This is a genomic window from Agromyces sp. NPDC056523, from assembly GCF_042794545.1.
In the GTDB taxonomy this organism is placed as follows: Bacteria; Actinomycetota; Actinomycetes; order Actinomycetales; family Microbacteriaceae; genus Agromyces.
The window spans coordinates 263,537-279,682 of sequence record NZ_JBHTTM010000002.1; the positions used below are offsets into that span (position 1 = coordinate 263,537).

Annotated in this window: 18 protein-coding genes; 9 read left to right on the forward strand and 9 right to left on the reverse strand. The window is 70.7% G+C overall.

Annotation, left to right across the window (positions count from 1 at the left end; all coding sequences use genetic code 11):
* Positions 1-32: 32 nt before the first annotated feature.
* The gene (locus ACFQ58_RS08185) at positions 33-758 is read right to left on the reverse strand and encodes an MIP/aquaporin family protein (protein WP_376951108.1); all 726 of its coding nucleotides are present in this window, start codon (positions 756-758) and stop codon (positions 33-35) included.
* A 266-nt stretch (positions 759-1,024) separates the two neighbouring features.
* On the opposite strand from ACFQ58_RS08185, the gene dhaK reads away from it, so the two are divergent.
* The 4 genes from dhaK to ACFQ58_RS08205 all read left to right on the forward strand — a co-directional run bounded on the left by dhaK (position 1,025) and on the right by ACFQ58_RS08205 (position 3,805).
* Positions 1,025-2,026, forward strand: coding sequence for a dihydroxyacetone kinase subunit DhaK (dhaK, locus tag ACFQ58_RS08190; RefSeq protein ID WP_376950581.1), 1,002 nt, complete (start codon positions 1,025-1,027; stop codon positions 2,024-2,026).
* 10 nt (positions 2,027-2,036) lie between these two features.
* Complete coding sequence (gene dhaL, locus ACFQ58_RS08195; RefSeq protein WP_376950582.1) at positions 2,037-2,684, forward strand: dihydroxyacetone kinase subunit DhaL; 648 nt, start codon at positions 2,037-2,039, stop codon at positions 2,682-2,684.
* Positions 2,677-3,399, forward strand: coding sequence for a dihydroxyacetone kinase phosphoryl donor subunit DhaM (gene dhaM / locus ACFQ58_RS08200; protein WP_376950583.1), 723 nt, complete (start codon positions 2,677-2,679; stop codon positions 3,397-3,399). Before dhaL ends, dhaM begins: the two co-directional genes overlap by 8 nt.
* A 67-nt stretch (positions 3,400-3,466) precedes the next feature.
* Complete coding sequence (locus ACFQ58_RS08205; RefSeq protein WP_376950584.1) at positions 3,467-3,805, forward strand: hypothetical protein; 339 nt, start codon at positions 3,467-3,469, stop codon at positions 3,803-3,805.
* Between the two features lie 355 nt (positions 3,806-4,160).
* Here ACFQ58_RS08205 and ACFQ58_RS08210 read toward each other — a convergent pair whose 3' ends face one another.
* From ACFQ58_RS08210 to ACFQ58_RS08235, 6 genes are all read right to left on the reverse strand, one after another.
* On the reverse strand, positions 4,161-4,589 hold the full coding sequence (locus tag ACFQ58_RS08210) for a cupin domain-containing protein (RefSeq protein WP_376950585.1): 429 nt from the start codon (positions 4,587-4,589) through the stop codon (positions 4,161-4,163).
* A gap of 115 nt (positions 4,590-4,704) precedes the next feature.
* Positions 4,705-5,076 (reverse strand): hypothetical protein, encoded by a 372-nt coding sequence (locus ACFQ58_RS08215; RefSeq protein ID WP_376950586.1) that lies wholly within the window; start codon positions 5,074-5,076, stop codon positions 4,705-4,707.
* Positions 5,077-5,206: 130 nt separating this feature from the next.
* Entirely contained in the window at positions 5,207-6,037 is an 831-nt protein-coding gene (locus ACFQ58_RS08220; protein ID WP_376950587.1) for a LysM peptidoglycan-binding domain-containing protein, read from the reverse strand.
* A gap of 105 nt (positions 6,038-6,142) precedes the next feature.
* Entirely contained in the window at positions 6,143-8,503 is a 2,361-nt protein-coding gene (locus ACFQ58_RS08225; RefSeq protein ID WP_376950588.1) for an ATP-binding cassette domain-containing protein, read from the reverse strand.
* 43 nt (positions 8,504-8,546) lie between these two features.
* Positions 8,547-8,957 carry a VOC family protein gene (locus tag ACFQ58_RS08230; protein ID WP_376950589.1) on the reverse strand — a complete coding sequence of 137 codons (411 nt, stop codon included), beginning with the start codon at positions 8,955-8,957 and terminating at the stop codon, positions 8,547-8,549.
* Between the two features lie 10 nt (positions 8,958-8,967).
* Complete coding sequence (locus tag ACFQ58_RS08235; protein WP_376950590.1) at positions 8,968-9,435, reverse strand: helix-turn-helix transcriptional regulator; 468 nt, start codon at positions 9,433-9,435, stop codon at positions 8,968-8,970.
* A 112-nt stretch (positions 9,436-9,547) separates the two neighbouring features.
* Here ACFQ58_RS08235 and ACFQ58_RS08240 point away from each other — a divergent pair, with 112 nt between their 5' ends.
* Entirely contained in the window at positions 9,548-10,390 is an 843-nt protein-coding gene (locus ACFQ58_RS08240) for a patatin-like phospholipase family protein (protein ID WP_376950591.1), read from the forward strand.
* 119 nt (positions 10,391-10,509) lie between these two features.
* Here ACFQ58_RS08240 and ACFQ58_RS08245 read toward each other — a convergent pair whose 3' ends face one another.
* Positions 10,510-12,117, reverse strand: coding sequence for a RecQ family ATP-dependent DNA helicase (locus ACFQ58_RS08245; protein ID WP_376950592.1), 1,608 nt, complete (start codon positions 12,115-12,117; stop codon positions 10,510-10,512).
* A 262-nt stretch (positions 12,118-12,379) separates the two neighbouring features.
* On the opposite strand from ACFQ58_RS08245, the gene ACFQ58_RS08250 reads away from it, so the two are divergent.
* Positions 12,380-12,988: an HdeD family acid-resistance protein gene (locus ACFQ58_RS08250; protein ID WP_376950593.1), complete on the forward strand. Its 609-nt coding sequence runs from the start codon at positions 12,380-12,382 to the stop codon at positions 12,986-12,988.
* 89 nt (positions 12,989-13,077) lie between these two features.
* Here ACFQ58_RS08250 and ACFQ58_RS08255 read toward each other — a convergent pair whose 3' ends face one another.
* Entirely contained in the window at positions 13,078-13,842 is a 765-nt protein-coding gene (locus ACFQ58_RS08255; protein ID WP_376950594.1) for an SDR family oxidoreductase, read from the reverse strand.
* A gap of 130 nt (positions 13,843-13,972) precedes the next feature.
* On the opposite strand from ACFQ58_RS08255, the gene ACFQ58_RS08260 reads away from it, so the two are divergent.
* Genes ACFQ58_RS08260 through ACFQ58_RS08270 form a run of 3 tightly spaced genes read left to right on the forward strand, consistent with a single transcriptional unit; the run spans position 13,973 to position 16,141 of the window.
* Entirely contained in the window at positions 13,973-14,440 is a 468-nt protein-coding gene (locus ACFQ58_RS08260; protein WP_376951109.1) for an NfeD family protein, read from the forward strand.
* A complete protein-coding gene (locus tag ACFQ58_RS08265; protein ID WP_376950595.1) occupies positions 14,437-15,375 on the forward strand; it encodes an SPFH domain-containing protein in 939 nt (312 codons plus the stop codon). Before ACFQ58_RS08260 ends, ACFQ58_RS08265 begins: the two co-directional genes overlap by 4 nt.
* A gap of 13 nt (positions 15,376-15,388) precedes the next feature.
* On the forward strand, positions 15,389-16,141 hold the full coding sequence (locus tag ACFQ58_RS08270) for a glycerophosphodiester phosphodiesterase family protein (RefSeq protein ID WP_376950596.1): 753 nt from the start codon (positions 15,389-15,391) through the stop codon (positions 16,139-16,141).
* The last annotated feature ends 5 nt before the right edge of the window (positions 16,142-16,146 follow it).

The window sequence follows — 16,146 nt, forward strand, 5'->3', positions numbered from 1 at the left end:
CCGGCCCGCGGAGGACCGGACCCGCCGGATGGTCAGGTGATGACCGGAAGCAGCCAGAGGGCGGCCCAGCCCGCGAGCAGGCCGCCGATGATCGGACCCACCACGGGCACCCACGAGTAGGCCCAGTCGGATGAGCCCTTGCCGCGGATCGGCAGGAAGGCGTGCGCGATGCGGGGACCGAGGTCGCGCGCCGGGTTGATGGCGTATCCGGTCGGACCACCGAGCGAGACGCCGATTCCGACCACGAGGAGTGCGACGGGAAGTGCGCCCAGCGAGGCGAGTCCGGACGCATCGCCCTGCCGGCCGAAGCCGATCACGACGAAGACGAGCACGAAGGTGCCGATGATCTCGGTCACGAGGTTCCAGGCGTAGTTGCGGATGCCGGGGCCCGTCGAGAACGTGCCGAGCTTGGGAGCCGGGTCGGGCTCCTCGTCGAAGTGCTGCTTGTACGCCAGCCAGCAGACGACGGCACCGAGGATGGCGCCGATGAGCTGCGCGCCGATGTAGGCGATGACGCTCAGCACGTCGACCGGCACGGTGAGCCCGAGGGCGGCGTTGCCGAACTCCGTTGCGCCATTGGCGACCAGGCCGAGCGTGACCGCCGGGTTGATGTGGGCACCGGACGCGTACGCCACGATGACGGCCGCGAAGACGGCGAAACCCCAGCCGAACGTCACCATGAGGAAGCCGCCGGCGAAGCCCTTCGTCTTCGCGAGGGCGACGTTCGCCACGACACCGCAGCCGAGGAGCACCAGCATCGCTGTGCCCACGAGTTCGGAGAGGAACAGTACACCGAGATTGTCCACGTCGACCTTCCATCCTTTCGCCGAGCCCGAGGGCCGCGCCCTGGGGCGGATGGCGCCCACCATACTCGCGTCGCGAAGTCACGCGGAAGACCCGCTCCGCTTTTCCCGGAGAGCCCTTTCATGCGCCGCACCCGCGGGAGTAGTTTTGCGTGGAGTGCTGCCGACGGCGTCGATGCGCGTGGGCCCGGCGCGGGCAGTTCGAGGGGAAAGGGACGTCCGTGAAGAAGATCATCAACGACCCGAAGCGCGTGGTCGACGAGTCCGTCGCCGGGTTCGCGCTTGCGCACGCCGACCTCGTGAAGGTCGCGACCGACCCGATCCACGTCGTACGCGCCGATGCGCCCGTGGCCGGGAAGGTCGGCATCGTCTCCGGCGGCGGAAGCGGCCACGAGCCGCTGCACGCGGGATTCGTGGGCCACGGCATGCTGGATGCCGCGGTGCCGGGCGCCGTCTTCACCTCGCCCACGCCCGACCCCATCCTCAACGCGACCAAGGCGGTCGACGCGGGCAAGGGCGTCCTGCACATCGTCAAGAACTACACCGGCGACGTGCTCAACTTCGAGACCGCGGCCGACCTCGCGGCTGCCGACGGCATCGAGGTGCGCGCGGTCGTCACCAACGACGACGTCGCCGTGAAGGACTCGCTCTACACGGCCGGTCGCCGCGGCGTCGGCGGCACCGTGCTCGTCGAGAAGATCGCGGGGGCGGCCGCCGAGCGCGGCGACTCGCTCGAGCAGGTCGCCGAGATCGCCGAGCGCGTGAACGCGAACGTGCGCTCGATGGGCATGGCGCTGACTCCGTGCATCGTGCCGCACGCCGGCGAGCCGAGCTTCACGCTCGCCGAGGACGAGGTCGAGATCGGCATCGGCATCCACGGCGAGCCCGGCCGTGAGCGCATCAAGCTCGAGCCGGCCGACTCGCTCGTCGACCGCCTGCTCACGCCGATCCTCGAGGACCTGCCGTTCTCGTCTGGCGACCGGGTGCTGCTCTTCGTCAACGGCATGGGGGGCACTCCGCAGGTCGAGCTCTACATCGCCTACCGCCGTGTCGCCGAGGTGCTCGAGGAGCGCGGCATCCGCATCGAGCGCTCGCTCGTGGGCAACTACATCACCTCACTCGAGATGCAGGGCTTCTCGCTCACGCTCCTCAAGCTCGACGACGAGATGGTCGAGCTGTGGGACGCGCCTGTGCACACCGCGGCGCTGCGGTGGGGCCGGTAGGGGGCGGACGGTGGGACTGGACATCACCTGGGCGGTCGATTGGGTACGGCGCAGCGCGGAGGCCATGTCGGAGCACCGGATCGAGCTGATCACGCTCGACCGTGAGATCGGCGACGGGGATCACGGCGAGAACATGGATCGCGGTTTCCAGGCGGTGCTGCCGAAGCTCGACGACCTGCCGGCGGGTTCCACGCCCGCCGACGTCCTGAAGCTCGTCGCCACCACATTGATCTCGACCGTCGGCGGTGCGGCCGGCCCGCTCTACGGCACGGCCTACCTGAAGGCCTCCGCCGCCGCCGCGGGGGAGACCTCGATCGATGCCGCCGGTGTCGCCGCTCTGCTCGAGGCGGGGCGCGACGGCATCGTGGCGCGAGGCAAGGCGGAGTCGGGCGACAAGACGATGGTCGATGCCTGGACGCCCGCGGTGGACGCGGCGCACGCGGCCGCCGAGCGCGGCGCCACTGCCGCCGAGACACTCCGAGCGGCGGCGGATGCCGCGGCGGCGGGCGCCGTCGCCACGGAACCGCTCGTCGCGCGGAAGGGTCGGGCGAGCTACCTGGGGGAGCGGTCGGCCGGGCATCGCGACCCCGGCGCGCAGTCCACGGCGTACCTCCTCGAGGCTGCCGCCGCCGCGGCGACGAACGGCACCAGTGCCTGACCCGGCGTCCGCCGCTCGCGTCGGCATCGTCTTCGTCTCCCACTCGCGGAAACTCGCCGACGGCCTCGTCGAACTCGCCCGGCAGATGGCGCCGACCGCCCGACTCGAAGCGGCCGGTGGCACCGACGACGGACGGATCGGCACGAGCTTCGATCTCGTGTCCTCGGCGATCCAGGCGGCCGAGGGCGGGGCCGGCGTGGTGGTGCTCTGCGACCTCGGTTCCGCGATCCTGACCGCCGAGACGGCGCTGGACTTCCTCGATGACGACGAGCGGGCGCGTGTGCGCATCGCGGATGCGCCGCTCGTGGAGGGCGGTGTCGCGGCATCCGTCGCGGCCGAGGCGGGCGACCCGCTCGAGGTCGTCGTGCGGGCCGCGGAAACGGCCGCCGGCGGCGGGGGACAGGAGCAGGCCCAGGGCAGCACCGCAGGCCACGCGGCGGCGGCGCCATCCGCCTCGCCGGCCCATCATCGACGCGTGACGCTCACGAATGCCGACGGGCTTCACGCCCGCCCGGCGGCCGAGCTCGTGAAGCTCGCCAGCACGTTCCCGCAGCGCGTGACGGTGAACGCGACGGATGCGAAGAGCCTGCTGGCGATCATGGCCCTCGGGCTCGTGAAGGGCGACGAGGTCGAGATCGCGAGCGAGGATCCCGATGGAGGCGAGGCGGTCGACGCGATCGCGGATCTCGCCGAGTCGGGGTTCGGCGAGCACTGAAACGGATAGTGACACTATCTGATCATGTGCTCGCGCCGCGCTCGGCCTCGGGAGTACCATCGGCGCCATGGCACGCGAGGATGCGGGCCCTGACGACCGGAATGCGTTCACGCGGTTCTTCGACCGCGTGGACCGGACGCTGAGTCCAGCATTCGTGTCGCCGGACATGGCCCCGGAGGACCCAGATGACCGCAGTCAGCTGGGGGAGAAGCCGTGCCCCGTCTGCGGGCACCCGATGTTCGAGCATCGCGTCGACGAGTCCACGTCGAACGTCCTGCTCGAATGCCCGACCGATGAGCGCCTGCCCGAGCGGGCCGCGAGCGGTCCACTCAACGAGTTCGGCATGCCGGCGGGCGAGAAGCGCCTGGAGAAGATCCGGCGACACGAAGAGCGGTACGGCGACTGACGACGCGGCAGATCACCACGGCGTGATGCGCACCGTCCGGACCCACGGGGTCGGACGGCGCTTGTGCGTGATCGACGACTCTCGCGAACTCACCGCATGATGAAGCGACCTCACGATGAGGCGGATGCAGCGGCTCGCGACTCCTCGGTTCGGGTGCGCCGTTGAGCGTTGCCTTCAGCGCGACAGCGAGTCCTGGATCAGAGGACGGCTCGAACGGCGGGTGGGGGATCACCCGGCTGACGAATCCTTCAGTTCCTGCTGTTCGTGACCGATAACGGACATAATGTGCATTATCGGCGCTGCGTGCCTGCCGGGATTCCGGCGCCGGGAGGACCCGAGCAACGAGTGGCGTGCCTTACCACGGCATCGGGCGATCAGCGGCTCGCTCCGCGTCGTCGGGCACGCGCGGCAGTTCGCCGCCGCCGGCCCGGATGCAGAGCCACCGCAGCTGCTCCGGGCTGTCCGGCATGCTGCGCCACGTCCGCCACACGCCCTGGCCGACGCGCACGGCGCTGCCAGGACCGACGTCGACGAGGTCGTCGTCCAATCCCATCTGGCCGCGCCCGGCGAGGAACACGTACAGTTCCTCGACACGCGAGTGGCGGTGCCAGTATCCGGCTTCCTCGCCGGGCTCGAGCGCGTTCGCCGTCATCCCGATGTACTGCATCGTGAGCTCGTGGTCGACGGCCCGACGACCGTCCCGCGAGGTCTCCGGACGATACCCGCCGTAGTGCGAGCGCCAGTCGTCCAAGCCGCCGAGTTCCAACACCTGGTAGTCAGTCACGTCCTTCACCCTATGGCCCGACCGCTCCCCTCCCTCGACCGTCGACGACCATGGAAAGCGATTTCCAGGGCGCTCGTGGAGCCGCAGTTACGAATCAGCCACGTCCGGTGCGAACTCAGGTGCTCGAGAGGCACCCGGTCGCATTCGCGGTCTCCGTGGTGAGCAGCGCCGCGGACTCTGCGCTGATGCGGTCGGCCGCCGCGAGGTCGTCGACCTTCACCTGCAGGTTCCCCAGCTTGACGACGGCGTCCGCGGTCTTGCCGGCGTCCGCCAGGTCGCTCGCGTCATCCACGAGCTTCACCAGCCCGGCGCGTTCCTTGTCGACCTTCCCTCCAGTGATCGTCACTGAGCCGACGGAGCTCCCCAACTGGGAGAGCTCTTCTCCGCATGCGGTCACGGTGTCGGCGTTCGCGGCCGATCCGCCTGCGGCGGTCAGGACGGATGCGAGCAGCGCGGCCGACAGGACGGCCGGGATTCGTGTGAGCACGATGTTCCTCCTGGTGTTCGGGTATCGAGATCCTATGCGCCGAATCGCCGAGACGGACGCCCTGCGGCGAGGCGTTTTCTCAGTCACCCAGTCGTGCGCCGATTGGGGGTGGTCGTGCGCGGCCCCGTGTTCAACCGCGAAGCCCGCGCGATCCTCGCGCCAGGTTGAGGGTGAGGTCGGCGAGTACGAGCCGCGTGGTCAGCCGATCCGGGTTCAGCCACTCGAGGTCGTCCAGCGTGATGCCGAATCGCTCGGTGATGCCGTCGGGCGTATCACCCCACGCGACCCGATAGGTCGACGGGGTGCCATCCGGGGCGAGCGTCACGGCTCCGCGTGCTCCGTCGTCGGGCCCGCGATCGACGACCGCGAGACCGGGATTCATGTCGGGCAGGTCCCACGTCAATGCGGCCGTCGCGACGACGCTGCCGAGGCCCACGGGCGCCCCGGGCGATGCCGCCCAGATCACCGCCGTCCGCATGTAGCTGGGGTCGTTCGTCTCGAACCCGCCATACCCCGAGCTCGGCATCGCGAGCGTCTGGTCGGCCACCTGCTGCAACGGGTTGTCCGTGTAGTAGCTGAACCCCTGCTGCAGCTCTTCGTCGGTCGCCGTCGCCGGTAGCGCGTTGAGCTCGAGCGAGGTTCCATTGGGAGGCGCGGGTGACACCCCGATCAGTGCGACATCGAACCCGTGGTCGGCACCGTTCGCCGTGATCTCGATCCGGCCGTCGGTGCCTCGCCCGAGGAACGCCCCGCTCGCGATCACCGTGCCGGCAGTGACATCGGACAGGCTCGGAGGCACCTCGGACGACGTCGCTTCGGACGCGCTCACCGGGTCGGCGGTCGCCGGGATCGCGGCGTCGGACGGTGCCGGGCCCGGCACCGCCACGGCACAGCCAGTCGCCGCCGTCAGGATCAGTGCCGCCATGCCGACTGATCGAGCCCACCGTCGCGCCGTGACCATGCGCCGCACTCTATCCGGATGCCGCTCCCCTGCGCCGCACCCGAGCGAGAATGTGGAGAACTTCCTCCGGTCCGCTTCTCACGTCGGACGCGCGCGCTCCCTCGCTCACACCGGCGCCGTCGCGCCCACGTATTCGGCCAGGTGCTCCCCCGTCACGGTCGAGCGCACGGCCACGAGGTCGGACGGCGTCCCCTCGAAGACGACGCGCCCGCCGTCGTGACCGGCGCCGGGTCCGAGGTCGATGATCCAGTCGGCGTGCGCCATGACCGCCTGGTGATGCTCGATCACGATCACCGACTTGCCCGAGTCCACGAGGCGATCCAGCAGCGCCAGCAACTGCTCGACGTCCGCGAGGTGCAGTCCCGTGGTCGGTTCGTCGAGGACGACCACGCCGCCCCGCTCCCCCAGGTGCGTTGCCAGCTTCAGTCGCTGCCGCTCCCCGCCCGACAGCGTGGTCAACGGCTGGCCGAGCGCGACGTACCCCAGGCCGACGTCGGCGAGCCGGCGCAGGATCGCGTGCGCGGCCGGGATCTTGGCGTCGCCCGAGGCGAAGAACTCCTCGGCCGCCACGACCGGCATCGCCAGGACCTCGCTGATGTCGCGACCGCCCAGGTGGTACTCGAGTACCGATGCGTCGAACCGCTTGCCCTCGCACACCTCGCAGGTCGACGCGACGGTCGCCATGGGCCCGAGGTCGGTGAAGACCACGCCGGCGCCGTTGCAGTTCGGACAGGCGCCCGCGGAGTTGGCGCTGAACAGCGCCGGCTTCACGCCGTTGGCCTTCGCGAAGGCCTTCCGGATGGGGTCGAGGAGTCCGGTGTACGTCGCCGGGTTGCTCCGGCGCGAACCGCGGATGGCAGCCTGGTCGATCGAGACCACGCCGTCGCGCGCCGACACCGATCCGTGGATGAGCGAGCTCTTGCCCGACCCCGCGACGCCGGTGACCACGGTCAGCACGCCGAGCGGGAGGTCGACGTCGACGTTCCGCAGGTTGTTCGCCGTCGCCCCGCGCACCTCGAGTGCGCCCTTCGGCGTCCGGACCGATTCCTTGAGCCTCGCGCGGTCGTCGAGGTGGCGCCCGGTGAGCGTGCCGCTCGCCCGCAGCGCGTCCACGCTCCCCTCGAAGCAGATCGTGCCGCCGGCGGTCCCGGCCCCCGGCCCGAGGTCGACCACGTGATCGGCGATGACGATCGCCTCCGGCTTGTGCTCGACGACGAGCACGGTGTTGCCCTTGTCGCGAAGGCGTCGCAGCAGGTCGTTCATGCGCTGGATGTCGTGGGGGTGCAACCCGATCGTGGGCTCGTCGAACACGTACGTGACATCCGTCAGCGATGAGCCCAGGTGCCGGATCATCTTCGTGCGCTGCGCCTCGCCGCCCGACAGCGTGCCCGAGGGCCGGTCGAGCGAGAGGTAGCCGAGTCCCACCTCGACGAACGAGTCGAGGATCTGGCCGAGGCCGGTCAGGAGGGGTGCGACGGATGGCTCGTCGAGCGCGCGCACCCACTCGGCGAGGTCGCTGATCTGCATCGCGCAGGCATCGGCGATGCTGACCCCGGCGATCTTCGACGACCGCGCCGGCGCGTTCAGGCGGGTGCCACCGCAGTCGGGGCAGGCGGTGAACGTGACCGCGCGTTCCACGAACGCGCGGATGTGCGGCTGCATGGCGTCGACGTCCTTCGAGAGCATCGACTTCTGGATCTTCGGCACGAGGCCCTCGTAGGTGAGGTTGATGCCGTTGACCTTCACCTTCCGCGGCTCCGCGTACAGGAAGTCGTGACGTTGCTCGTCGGTGAAGTCGACGATCGGGACATCGGCCGGCACCACGGCGCCGATGATCTTCGTGCCCCAGCCGTCGGCCGTGTAGCCGGGTACCGTGATCGCACCGCCGAGGAGCGACTTCGTCTCGTCGAAGAGCTCGGCCAGGTCGAGGTCGGACACCGTTCCCATGCCCTCGCAGCGCGGGCACATGCCGCCGAGCTGCGTGAAGGTCCGCTCGACGTCGGTGCTCGTCGAGCCGCGTTCGATCGTCATCGAACCGCTGCCGCTGACTGACGGGATGTTGAACGAGAAGGCTTGGGGCGAGCCGATGTGCGGCTCGCCGAGCCGGCTGAAGAGGATGCGCAGCATCGCGTTGGCGTCGGTCGCAGTACCGACGGTCGAGCGCGCGTTCGACCCCATCCGCTCCTGGTCGACGATGATCGCCGTCGTGAGGCCCTCGAGCAGGTCCACGTCGGGCCGGGCCAGCGACGGCATGAAGCCCTGCACGAACGCGCTGTAGGTCTCGTTGATCATCCGCTGCGACTCGGCCGCGATCGTCTCGAACACGAGCGAGCTCTTGCCCGACCCCGAGACCCCGGTGAACACCGTCAGTCGGCGCTTCGGGATCTCGAGGGAGACGTCCTTGAGGTTGTTCTCGCGTGCGCCCTGCACGCGGATGAGGTCGTGGCGGTCTGCTGCATGCGTCACCGGAACGGCGCCTCCTGGGTCGTGGTCGTGGCCGTCGCGGGGATCAGCGCGGCTCCTGGATCCTGACCATGTTGCCTGCCGGATCGCGGAACGCGCAGTCGCGCACGCCGTAGGGCTGGTCGATCGGCTCCTGGGCCACCTCGGCGCCGCTGGCCTGCACCTGCTCGAACGTGCCGTCGACGTCCGGCGAGGCGAGGACGATGCTCGCGAACGTGCCCTTCGCCATCATCTCGGCGATGGTGCGACCCTCGTCCTCCGTGACGCCCGGGTCGGCGGTCGGCGGATAGAGCACGACGGATGTCCCGGGCTGGCCCGCCGGACCGACCGTGATCCATCGCATTCCCTCGTACCCGACGTCGTTGCGCACCTCGAACCCGAGGACGTCCCGGTAGAAGGAGAGCGAGGCCTCGGGGTCGGTGTGCGGCAGGAACGTGTACTGAATCGTGATGTCCATGCCCGTCACGCTATCGGCGCCTCCCGGCTGTCGCTTCTCGATTCCTGACCGGTCGAGCGACGCGCTTGGCGAGGACGGAGGGCACACCCGCCACGACCGACGGCATGCCTTCGGTCGGGTGGCGTGCCTCACGCTGGTAGACGCTCGGCGGCACGCCGACCAGCTCGGTGAACCGCGTGCTGAAGGTGCCGAGCGACGAGCAGCCGACCGCGAAGCACACGTCCGTCACGCTCAAGTCCCCGCGCTGCAGCAGGGCCATCGCGCGCTCGATGCGGCGGGTCATGAGGTACGAGTACGGCGACTCGCCGTATGCCAGCCGGAACTGCCGACTGAGGTGGCCGGCTGACATGTTCGCGCCACGCGCGAGCGCCGCGACATCGAGCGGCTGCGCGTACTCCCGGTCGATCCGATCGCGGACCCGCCGCAGGCGGACGAGGTCGTCGAGCTGCGGCGCGTGCGAGTCGGGACTGCTGCTCACCTGCGTGATCGTGCCACCTCTCCCCCGCGATGTCCAGCGGCCGACGCCACGTCGACTGCGTACCGGGCCGAACGTCACGTGAAGTGCGAGCACCCGGTGCGACAATGGCGCCATGGGCTCGGCGAGGGTGGCGTTCGTGCTCGGCGGGGGCGGCGTGCTGGGCGCCGTGCAGATCGGCATGCTCCGTTCGCTGCTCGAGCGCGCCGTCCGCCCCGATCTCATCGTGGGCACGTCGATCGGCGCGATCAACGGCGCCATCATCGCCTCCGGGGTCGACCTCAGCGTGGCCCGGCTGGAACGTGCCTGGACCTCGCGCGACGCCAGGGTGCTGACCAGCGGGATGGGTTTCCGCCCCGGGCGGACGCACGTCATGTCGACCGGTCCGCTGGTCCGGCTGCTGAAGACCGGCCTGCCCGAGGCGCGCACGTTCGCCGACCTCGAGGTCGAGTTCCGCTGCTGCGCCGCGAGCATCGAGCGAGCGGCCGAGCACTGGTTCCGCGAGGGCCCGCTGATCCCCGCGGTGCTGGCCTCGTCGGCGCTGCCGGGCGTCTTCCCGGCGGTCGAGATCGACGGCGAGCACTTCCTCGACGGCGGGATCGTGAACTCCATCCCGATCAGCGAGGCGGCCGCGGCCGGCGCCACCGAGATCCACGTGCTTCAGGTCGGTCGCATCGAGTTCCCGCTCACCGCACCACGCCACCAGCTCGACAACGCGCGCGTCGCCTTCGAGATCTCCCGGCGGCACCGCTTCGCGCGCGACTCGGCGTCGCTGCCTCCGGGGGTCCGCCTGCATGTGCTGCCGACCGGGACCACGACTGAGCGCGAGAACCGCATCGCTCGCAACCTGACGCCGGACGCCATCCGCCGACGCATCGACGGGGCGTACCACGCGACCTGCTCCTACCTCGAGCGCGAAGGCATCATGCGGAATTCGCCGCATCGGACGCCGAGCTGATGCGCGTCCCGCCCGTCTGGCGAGCGACATAGGACCCCCGACGCTCTCGTGATCTTCCCCGGGGCGGCAACTTCACGGAGAAGCGGCGCACGCGCCATCGAGCGGCGCCGACCCGTCAGTCACGACGCGGTCAGCAGCCCACCGTCACGCACGGCCGCGAGCGACAGCACCCGATAGCCCTCCTCGTCGAAGAACACCGTGATCCGGTCGGGTTCGATGCTCATCACGCGTCCGTCGCCCCACTCGCGATGGCGGACCGCCTGGTCGAGGCGGTACTCCCCCTCGGCGCCACCCTCGTCGGACCCGGAGGCCGACCCGTCGTCGCACGTGTCGCAGTTGCCGCACGGCGAGTCGACCGCGTCCCCGAAGTACTCGAGCAGGTACGCACGCCGGCACCGGGTGGTCTCGGCGTAGCCGCGGATCATCGCGAGCCGCGACTCGTCGATGCGTCGGCGTCGTTCGGCGACCTCGTCGACGAGCGCGAGCGCCGTCTCGCCAGGGAGCTCGCCGTGGACGATGACCCCGCCCTCGACGGCGGTCGCGGCATCCGCCTCGACCAGGATGTTCAGGATGGCGGTGACCGCCCGAGTCGGCAGGCCGAGCGCCTCGGCGACCTCGCGGCCCGAGCGCGGCGCATCGGTGGCCGACAGCGCCCCGGCGACCGCGCGGACGCGGTCCTCGCGCGGCCGGCCGGACGCGAAGAACGCGCGCAGGCCGAGATCCTCGGGCCGGTAGTGCAGGGTCGCATCGGCCGGCTCACCGTCGCGACCGCCCCGGCCGACCTCCTGGTAGTACGCGTCGATCGACTCGGTGACGTCGCCGTGCACGATCGCGCGCACGTTCGGCTTGTCGACGCCCAGGCCGAACGCGCTCGTCGCGACCACGAGATCGAACTCGTCGGCCAGGAACCCCTCGTGGACCTCGCGTCGCGCTCGGGCGGGCATGCCGCCGTGGTAGAAGGCGGCGCGGAGCCCCTCCTCGCGGAACCGCTCCGCGAACCGCTCCGTGTCCGCTCGGGTCGCGACGTACACGAGCGCCGGCCGCGCCACCTCGAGCGCGGTCTCGATGATCGCGCGCTCCTTCGCCGCATCGTCCTCGTGACGAGACACGCCGAGGTGGATGTTCGGCCGGTCGAAGCCGCCGACGAGGACGCGCGGCTCGCGGAGACCGAGCCGTTCGACGATCTCCTCACGCACCGGCGCGGACCCGGTCGCGGTGAGCGCGACGACCCGCGGGCGACCGAGCGCCTCGATGGCCGCACCGAGCCGCAGGTAGTCGGGGCGGAAGTCGTGACCCCACGACGAGACGCAGTGGGCCTCGTCGACGACCACCAGCGAGACGCCGAGCGCGGCGAGTTCGTCGACCACCTCCGGCTTCGCGAGCTGCTCCGGGGCGAGGAAGACGAACTCGGCCTCGCCCGACGCGACGGCCTCCCACGCGCGTTCGTTCGCGCGGTCGCTGTGCGACGAGTTGACCGCGACGGCCGCACCCTCGCCGGATGCCCGCTCGAGGTGTCGGACCTGGTCGGCCTGCAGTGCGATGAGCGGCGAGATCACGAGCGTGGGGCCGTCGAGTAGGTGGGCCGCGATCTGGTACACCGCGGACTTGCCGTACCCCGTGGGCATCACGACCAGCACGTCACGCCCCGCGACGACCGTCTCGATCGCCTCGGCCTGCCCGGGCTTCAGCGCGGTCCAGCCGAAGCGCTGCTCCGCGATCTCCTGCATCCTGTGCCTCAGTCCACCCACGCGGCTCCCCTGCTCGAATCGGACGTCCCAGTCTGGCGCACGCCCGTGCATCCGGTGGTCGCCGCCGGCGGGCTTGACGCGGAGCGCACGATGCGTCCCGGGGATCGAGGCGCGGCCCGCGGCGGGAAGGCGACGCCCGACGACACGCTCTCCACGGGACGAAAGGCTCCCCGCCCCTCCACCCCGCGGGGAATACCCTGATCGCGAGCGCGCGGAGCGCGCGCCGGAAGGAGTCGTCGGAATGTCCTCCCCCCAATCCAGCAGTACCTTCGCCGCGTTCTCATTCGATTCCGCCGAGCTGACCAAGTCGGCGGTCAACACGATCCGCGTCGCGCTCGGCGTGACGGGCGTGCTCGCGCTCCTCGCGGGCATCTTCATCACGTTCTGGCCGGACAAGGCGGCGATCTTCCTCACCGTGATGCTCGGCATCTACTTCGTGATCGCCGGGCTCGCCTACGTCGGCCTCGGCATCTTCTCGAGGGGCATCTCCGGCGGCGCCAGGGCACTGGACATCATCCTCGGCATCCTGTTCGTGGTCGGCGGCGTGCTGATGCTCACCAGCCCGAGCGACAGCGCCATGGTGATCGGCATCTTCCTCGGCGTGCTCATCGGCATCCTCTGGATCATCGAGGGCGCGGTCGCGCTGGCCCAGTCCGGGAGCTCGTCGTCGAGGGGCTGGAGCATCTTCTTCGGCATCCTCAGCATCCTCGCGGGCATCGTGCTGCTCTTCTCGCCACTCTGGGGTGTCGCGATCCTGTTCTGGATCGTCGGCATCGCGCTCATCGTCCTCGGGATCGTGCAGATCGTGCGCGCGTTCACCTTCGCGCGCGGCATGCAGCTGTCGAGCTGAACCGTCACTCCACGCGAACGGGGCCGGCGGATGATTCCGACCGGCCCCGTTCGCTGCGTGCAGGCGCTACTCCTACGCAGGCTCTGCTCCTACTCGGGCGTGAATCCCGAGGTGTCGCCGACGTAGCGCGTGTGGTCGGCAGGGATCGGCTCGACGGCGGCGGAGGCCACCTCGGCGGCGAACTCGGCTACGTCGTACAGTCGCCCCGCGTCCTCCTTGCGCGCGGCGATCGCGCCGGGGTTCGCGCGCTCGAGCAGCGTCGCCGTGATGGTCCCCTCGATCATGTCGCCCGAGACGACGACGAACTCGACGCCCTTCGCGTCGAACTCGGGCAGCTTCGCCCGGAGGGCGTCTTCGCCCGCGCGCTTGGAGAGGGCGACCGGCTCGTACTCGGGCATGGTCGGGGTGGTGCGGATGAAGTGCGCCTGGTGGCTGGTCACGAACACGATGCGCGCGCCATCCGCGAGGTGGGGCAGCGCGTTGTCGACGACGTTGACCTGGGCGTCGCGGTTGAGGCGCATGGCGTAGTCCTCGCCCATGCCCGTCTCCATGCCACCGGACGCGTTGAGCACGAGCACGTCGATCGGCCCGAGCTCGGCGACGGCGTGCTCGAACATGGCCTGCACGGAGGCGGCGTCGGTCAGGTCGGCGCCGACGGCGATCGCACGACCGCCCCCGGCGGTGATCTCGCCGGCGATCTTCTCGGCGCGCGGCGCCTTGCTGCGGTAGTTGATCACGACGGCGGCCCCTGCCTCGGCGAGGTAGCGGGCGGTGTCGGCGCCGATGCCGCGGGACGACCCCGTGACGAGGGCGACGCGACCGTCGAGCGATCCGGGTGCGAGCGGGTTGGTCACGTTGGGCTCCTCAGTGGTGCGGATGTCGCGGGGGCGCGCTCCGGCGCGCCGCACCGAGACTACCAACTCCCCCACTGGCGGGCCCTCCGCTGCTAGGTTCGTGACGGGCCCCGAAGGAGTCGAATTGGATGTGCTGACGCAGTACGCGTGGATCGCCTGGGTCGTGCTGATCCTCGTGTTCGCGACCGTCGAGGTGTTCACCCTCGAGATGACGTTCCTCATGCTCGCGCTCGGCAGCGTGGCGGGCCTGCTCTCCGGTCTGGCGGGCATCCCGTGGTGGGCGCAGTTCATCATCGCGGCCGTCGTGTCGGTCGCGCTCATCCTCGTCCTGCGGCCTCCGCTGCTTCGCCGGCTCCGGCGTGGCGCCGACCCGGCACGCAGCAACATCGACGCGCTCATCGGAGCCGACGGGGCGGTGCTGCGCACCGTGACCGCCTCCGGCGGCCAGGTCAAGCTGCAGAACGGCGACGTGTGGACGGCGCGGCTGTCGCCGATCACCGAGCAGGCGGATGTCGCGGTCGGCGAGCGCGTGCTCGTGACCGGCATCGACGGGGCGACGGCGGTCGTCGTCCCGGTGGAGAGGAGCTCAGAGGCGTGAACGACGTCGGACCCATCATCACCGTGATCGCCGTCGCGGCGATCACGATCTTCGCGATCGTCGTCATCGCGAGGTCGATCCGCATCATTCCCCAGGCGTATGCCGGCATCGTCGAGCGCCTGGGCCGCTACCACAAGACGCTGACGCCCGGCTTGAACATCCTCGTGCCCTTCATCGACCGGCTGCGGCCGCTCGTCGACATGCGCGAGCAGGTCGTCTCCTTCCCGCCGCAGCCGGTGATCACCGAGGACAACCTCGTGGTGTCGATCGACACCGTCGTCTACTTCCAGGTGACCGACGCGCGGGCCGCGACGTACGAGATCGCGAACTACCTCGGCGCGGTCGAGCAGCTGACGACCACCACGCTGCGCAACGTGGTCGGCGGCCTGAACCTCGAGGAGGCGCTGACCTCGCGCGACAACATCAACGGCCAGCTCCGCGTGGTGCTCGACGAGGCGACCGGCAAGTGGGGCATCCGCGTGTCGCGCGTCGAGCTCAAGGCGATCGACCCTCCCCTGTCGATCCAGGACTCGATGGAGAAGCAGATGCGCGCCGAGCGGGACCGCCGCGCGCTCATCCTCACCGCCGAGGGCACGAAGCAGTCCGCGATCCTCACGGCCGAGGGTGAGCGGCAGGCGGCGATCCTCAAGGCCGAGGGCGACGCGAAGGCCGCGGTGCTGCGCGCCCAGGGCGAGGCCGAGGCGATCCTCACGGTCTTCGACGCCATCCACAAGGGCGACCCCGACCCCAAGCTGCTCGGCTACCAGTACCTGCAGATGCTGCCGCAGCTCGCCGAAGGTGCGGCGAACAAGCTCTGGATCGTCCCGAGCGAGCTGACCGAGGCGCTCAAGGGCATCGGTCGCGCCTTCACGCCGAACGGCGAGGCCGCCGGCGGCGCCGGAAGCGGCGTCTCCCGGCCTGGCGGGCTCGCCTGACCTCCACCCGCCGGTGACCTCGCGCTGGTTCGAGCCGCCCAGGCCACGTGTGCTCGCGCACCGCGGGCTGGCGATCGACGTGCCCGAGAACACGCTCGCCGCGTTCGAGCGGGCGGTCCGCGTCGGCGCGACCTACCTCGAGACCGATGTCCACGTGAGCGCCGACGGCGCCGCCGTGCTCGCGCACGACCCGACCCTGAGGCGCGTGGCCGCCCGCCCCGAACCGCTCGCGAGCCTCACGGTCGACCAGCTCCGCCGCGTCGACCTGGGCGGCGGCCACGGGTTCGGCACGCTCGACGAGCTGCTGCACGCGTTCCCCGAAGCCCGCCTGAACATCGACGTCAAGACGGATGCCGCGGTGCCGGCCGCGATCGAGGCGATCCGTCGCGCGGACGCGGCCGACCGCGTACTGCTCACCTCGTTCGCCGATGCACGTCGTCGACGCCTCGTGGCCGCCCTCCCCCAGGCGGCCACGTCGGCCGGTCGGGCATCCGTGCTGCGGGCGCGCGCGGCATCCGTCACTCGCAATGCGGCCCTCATGCGCCGCGCGACCGCCGGGCTCGGCGCGTTGCAGATCCCCGAACGCGTGGGGCGCGTGGTGCTGCTCTCGCCCGCCCTGCTCGCCGCCGCGCACGCGGCCGGCGTCGAGGTCCACGTGTGGACGGTGAACGACGAGGCCGACATGCGGCGCCTGCTCGCCCTCGGCGTCGACGGGCTCGTCACCGACCGCGCCGACCTCGCGCTGCGGATCGTCTCGCAAAGCTGAGAGTT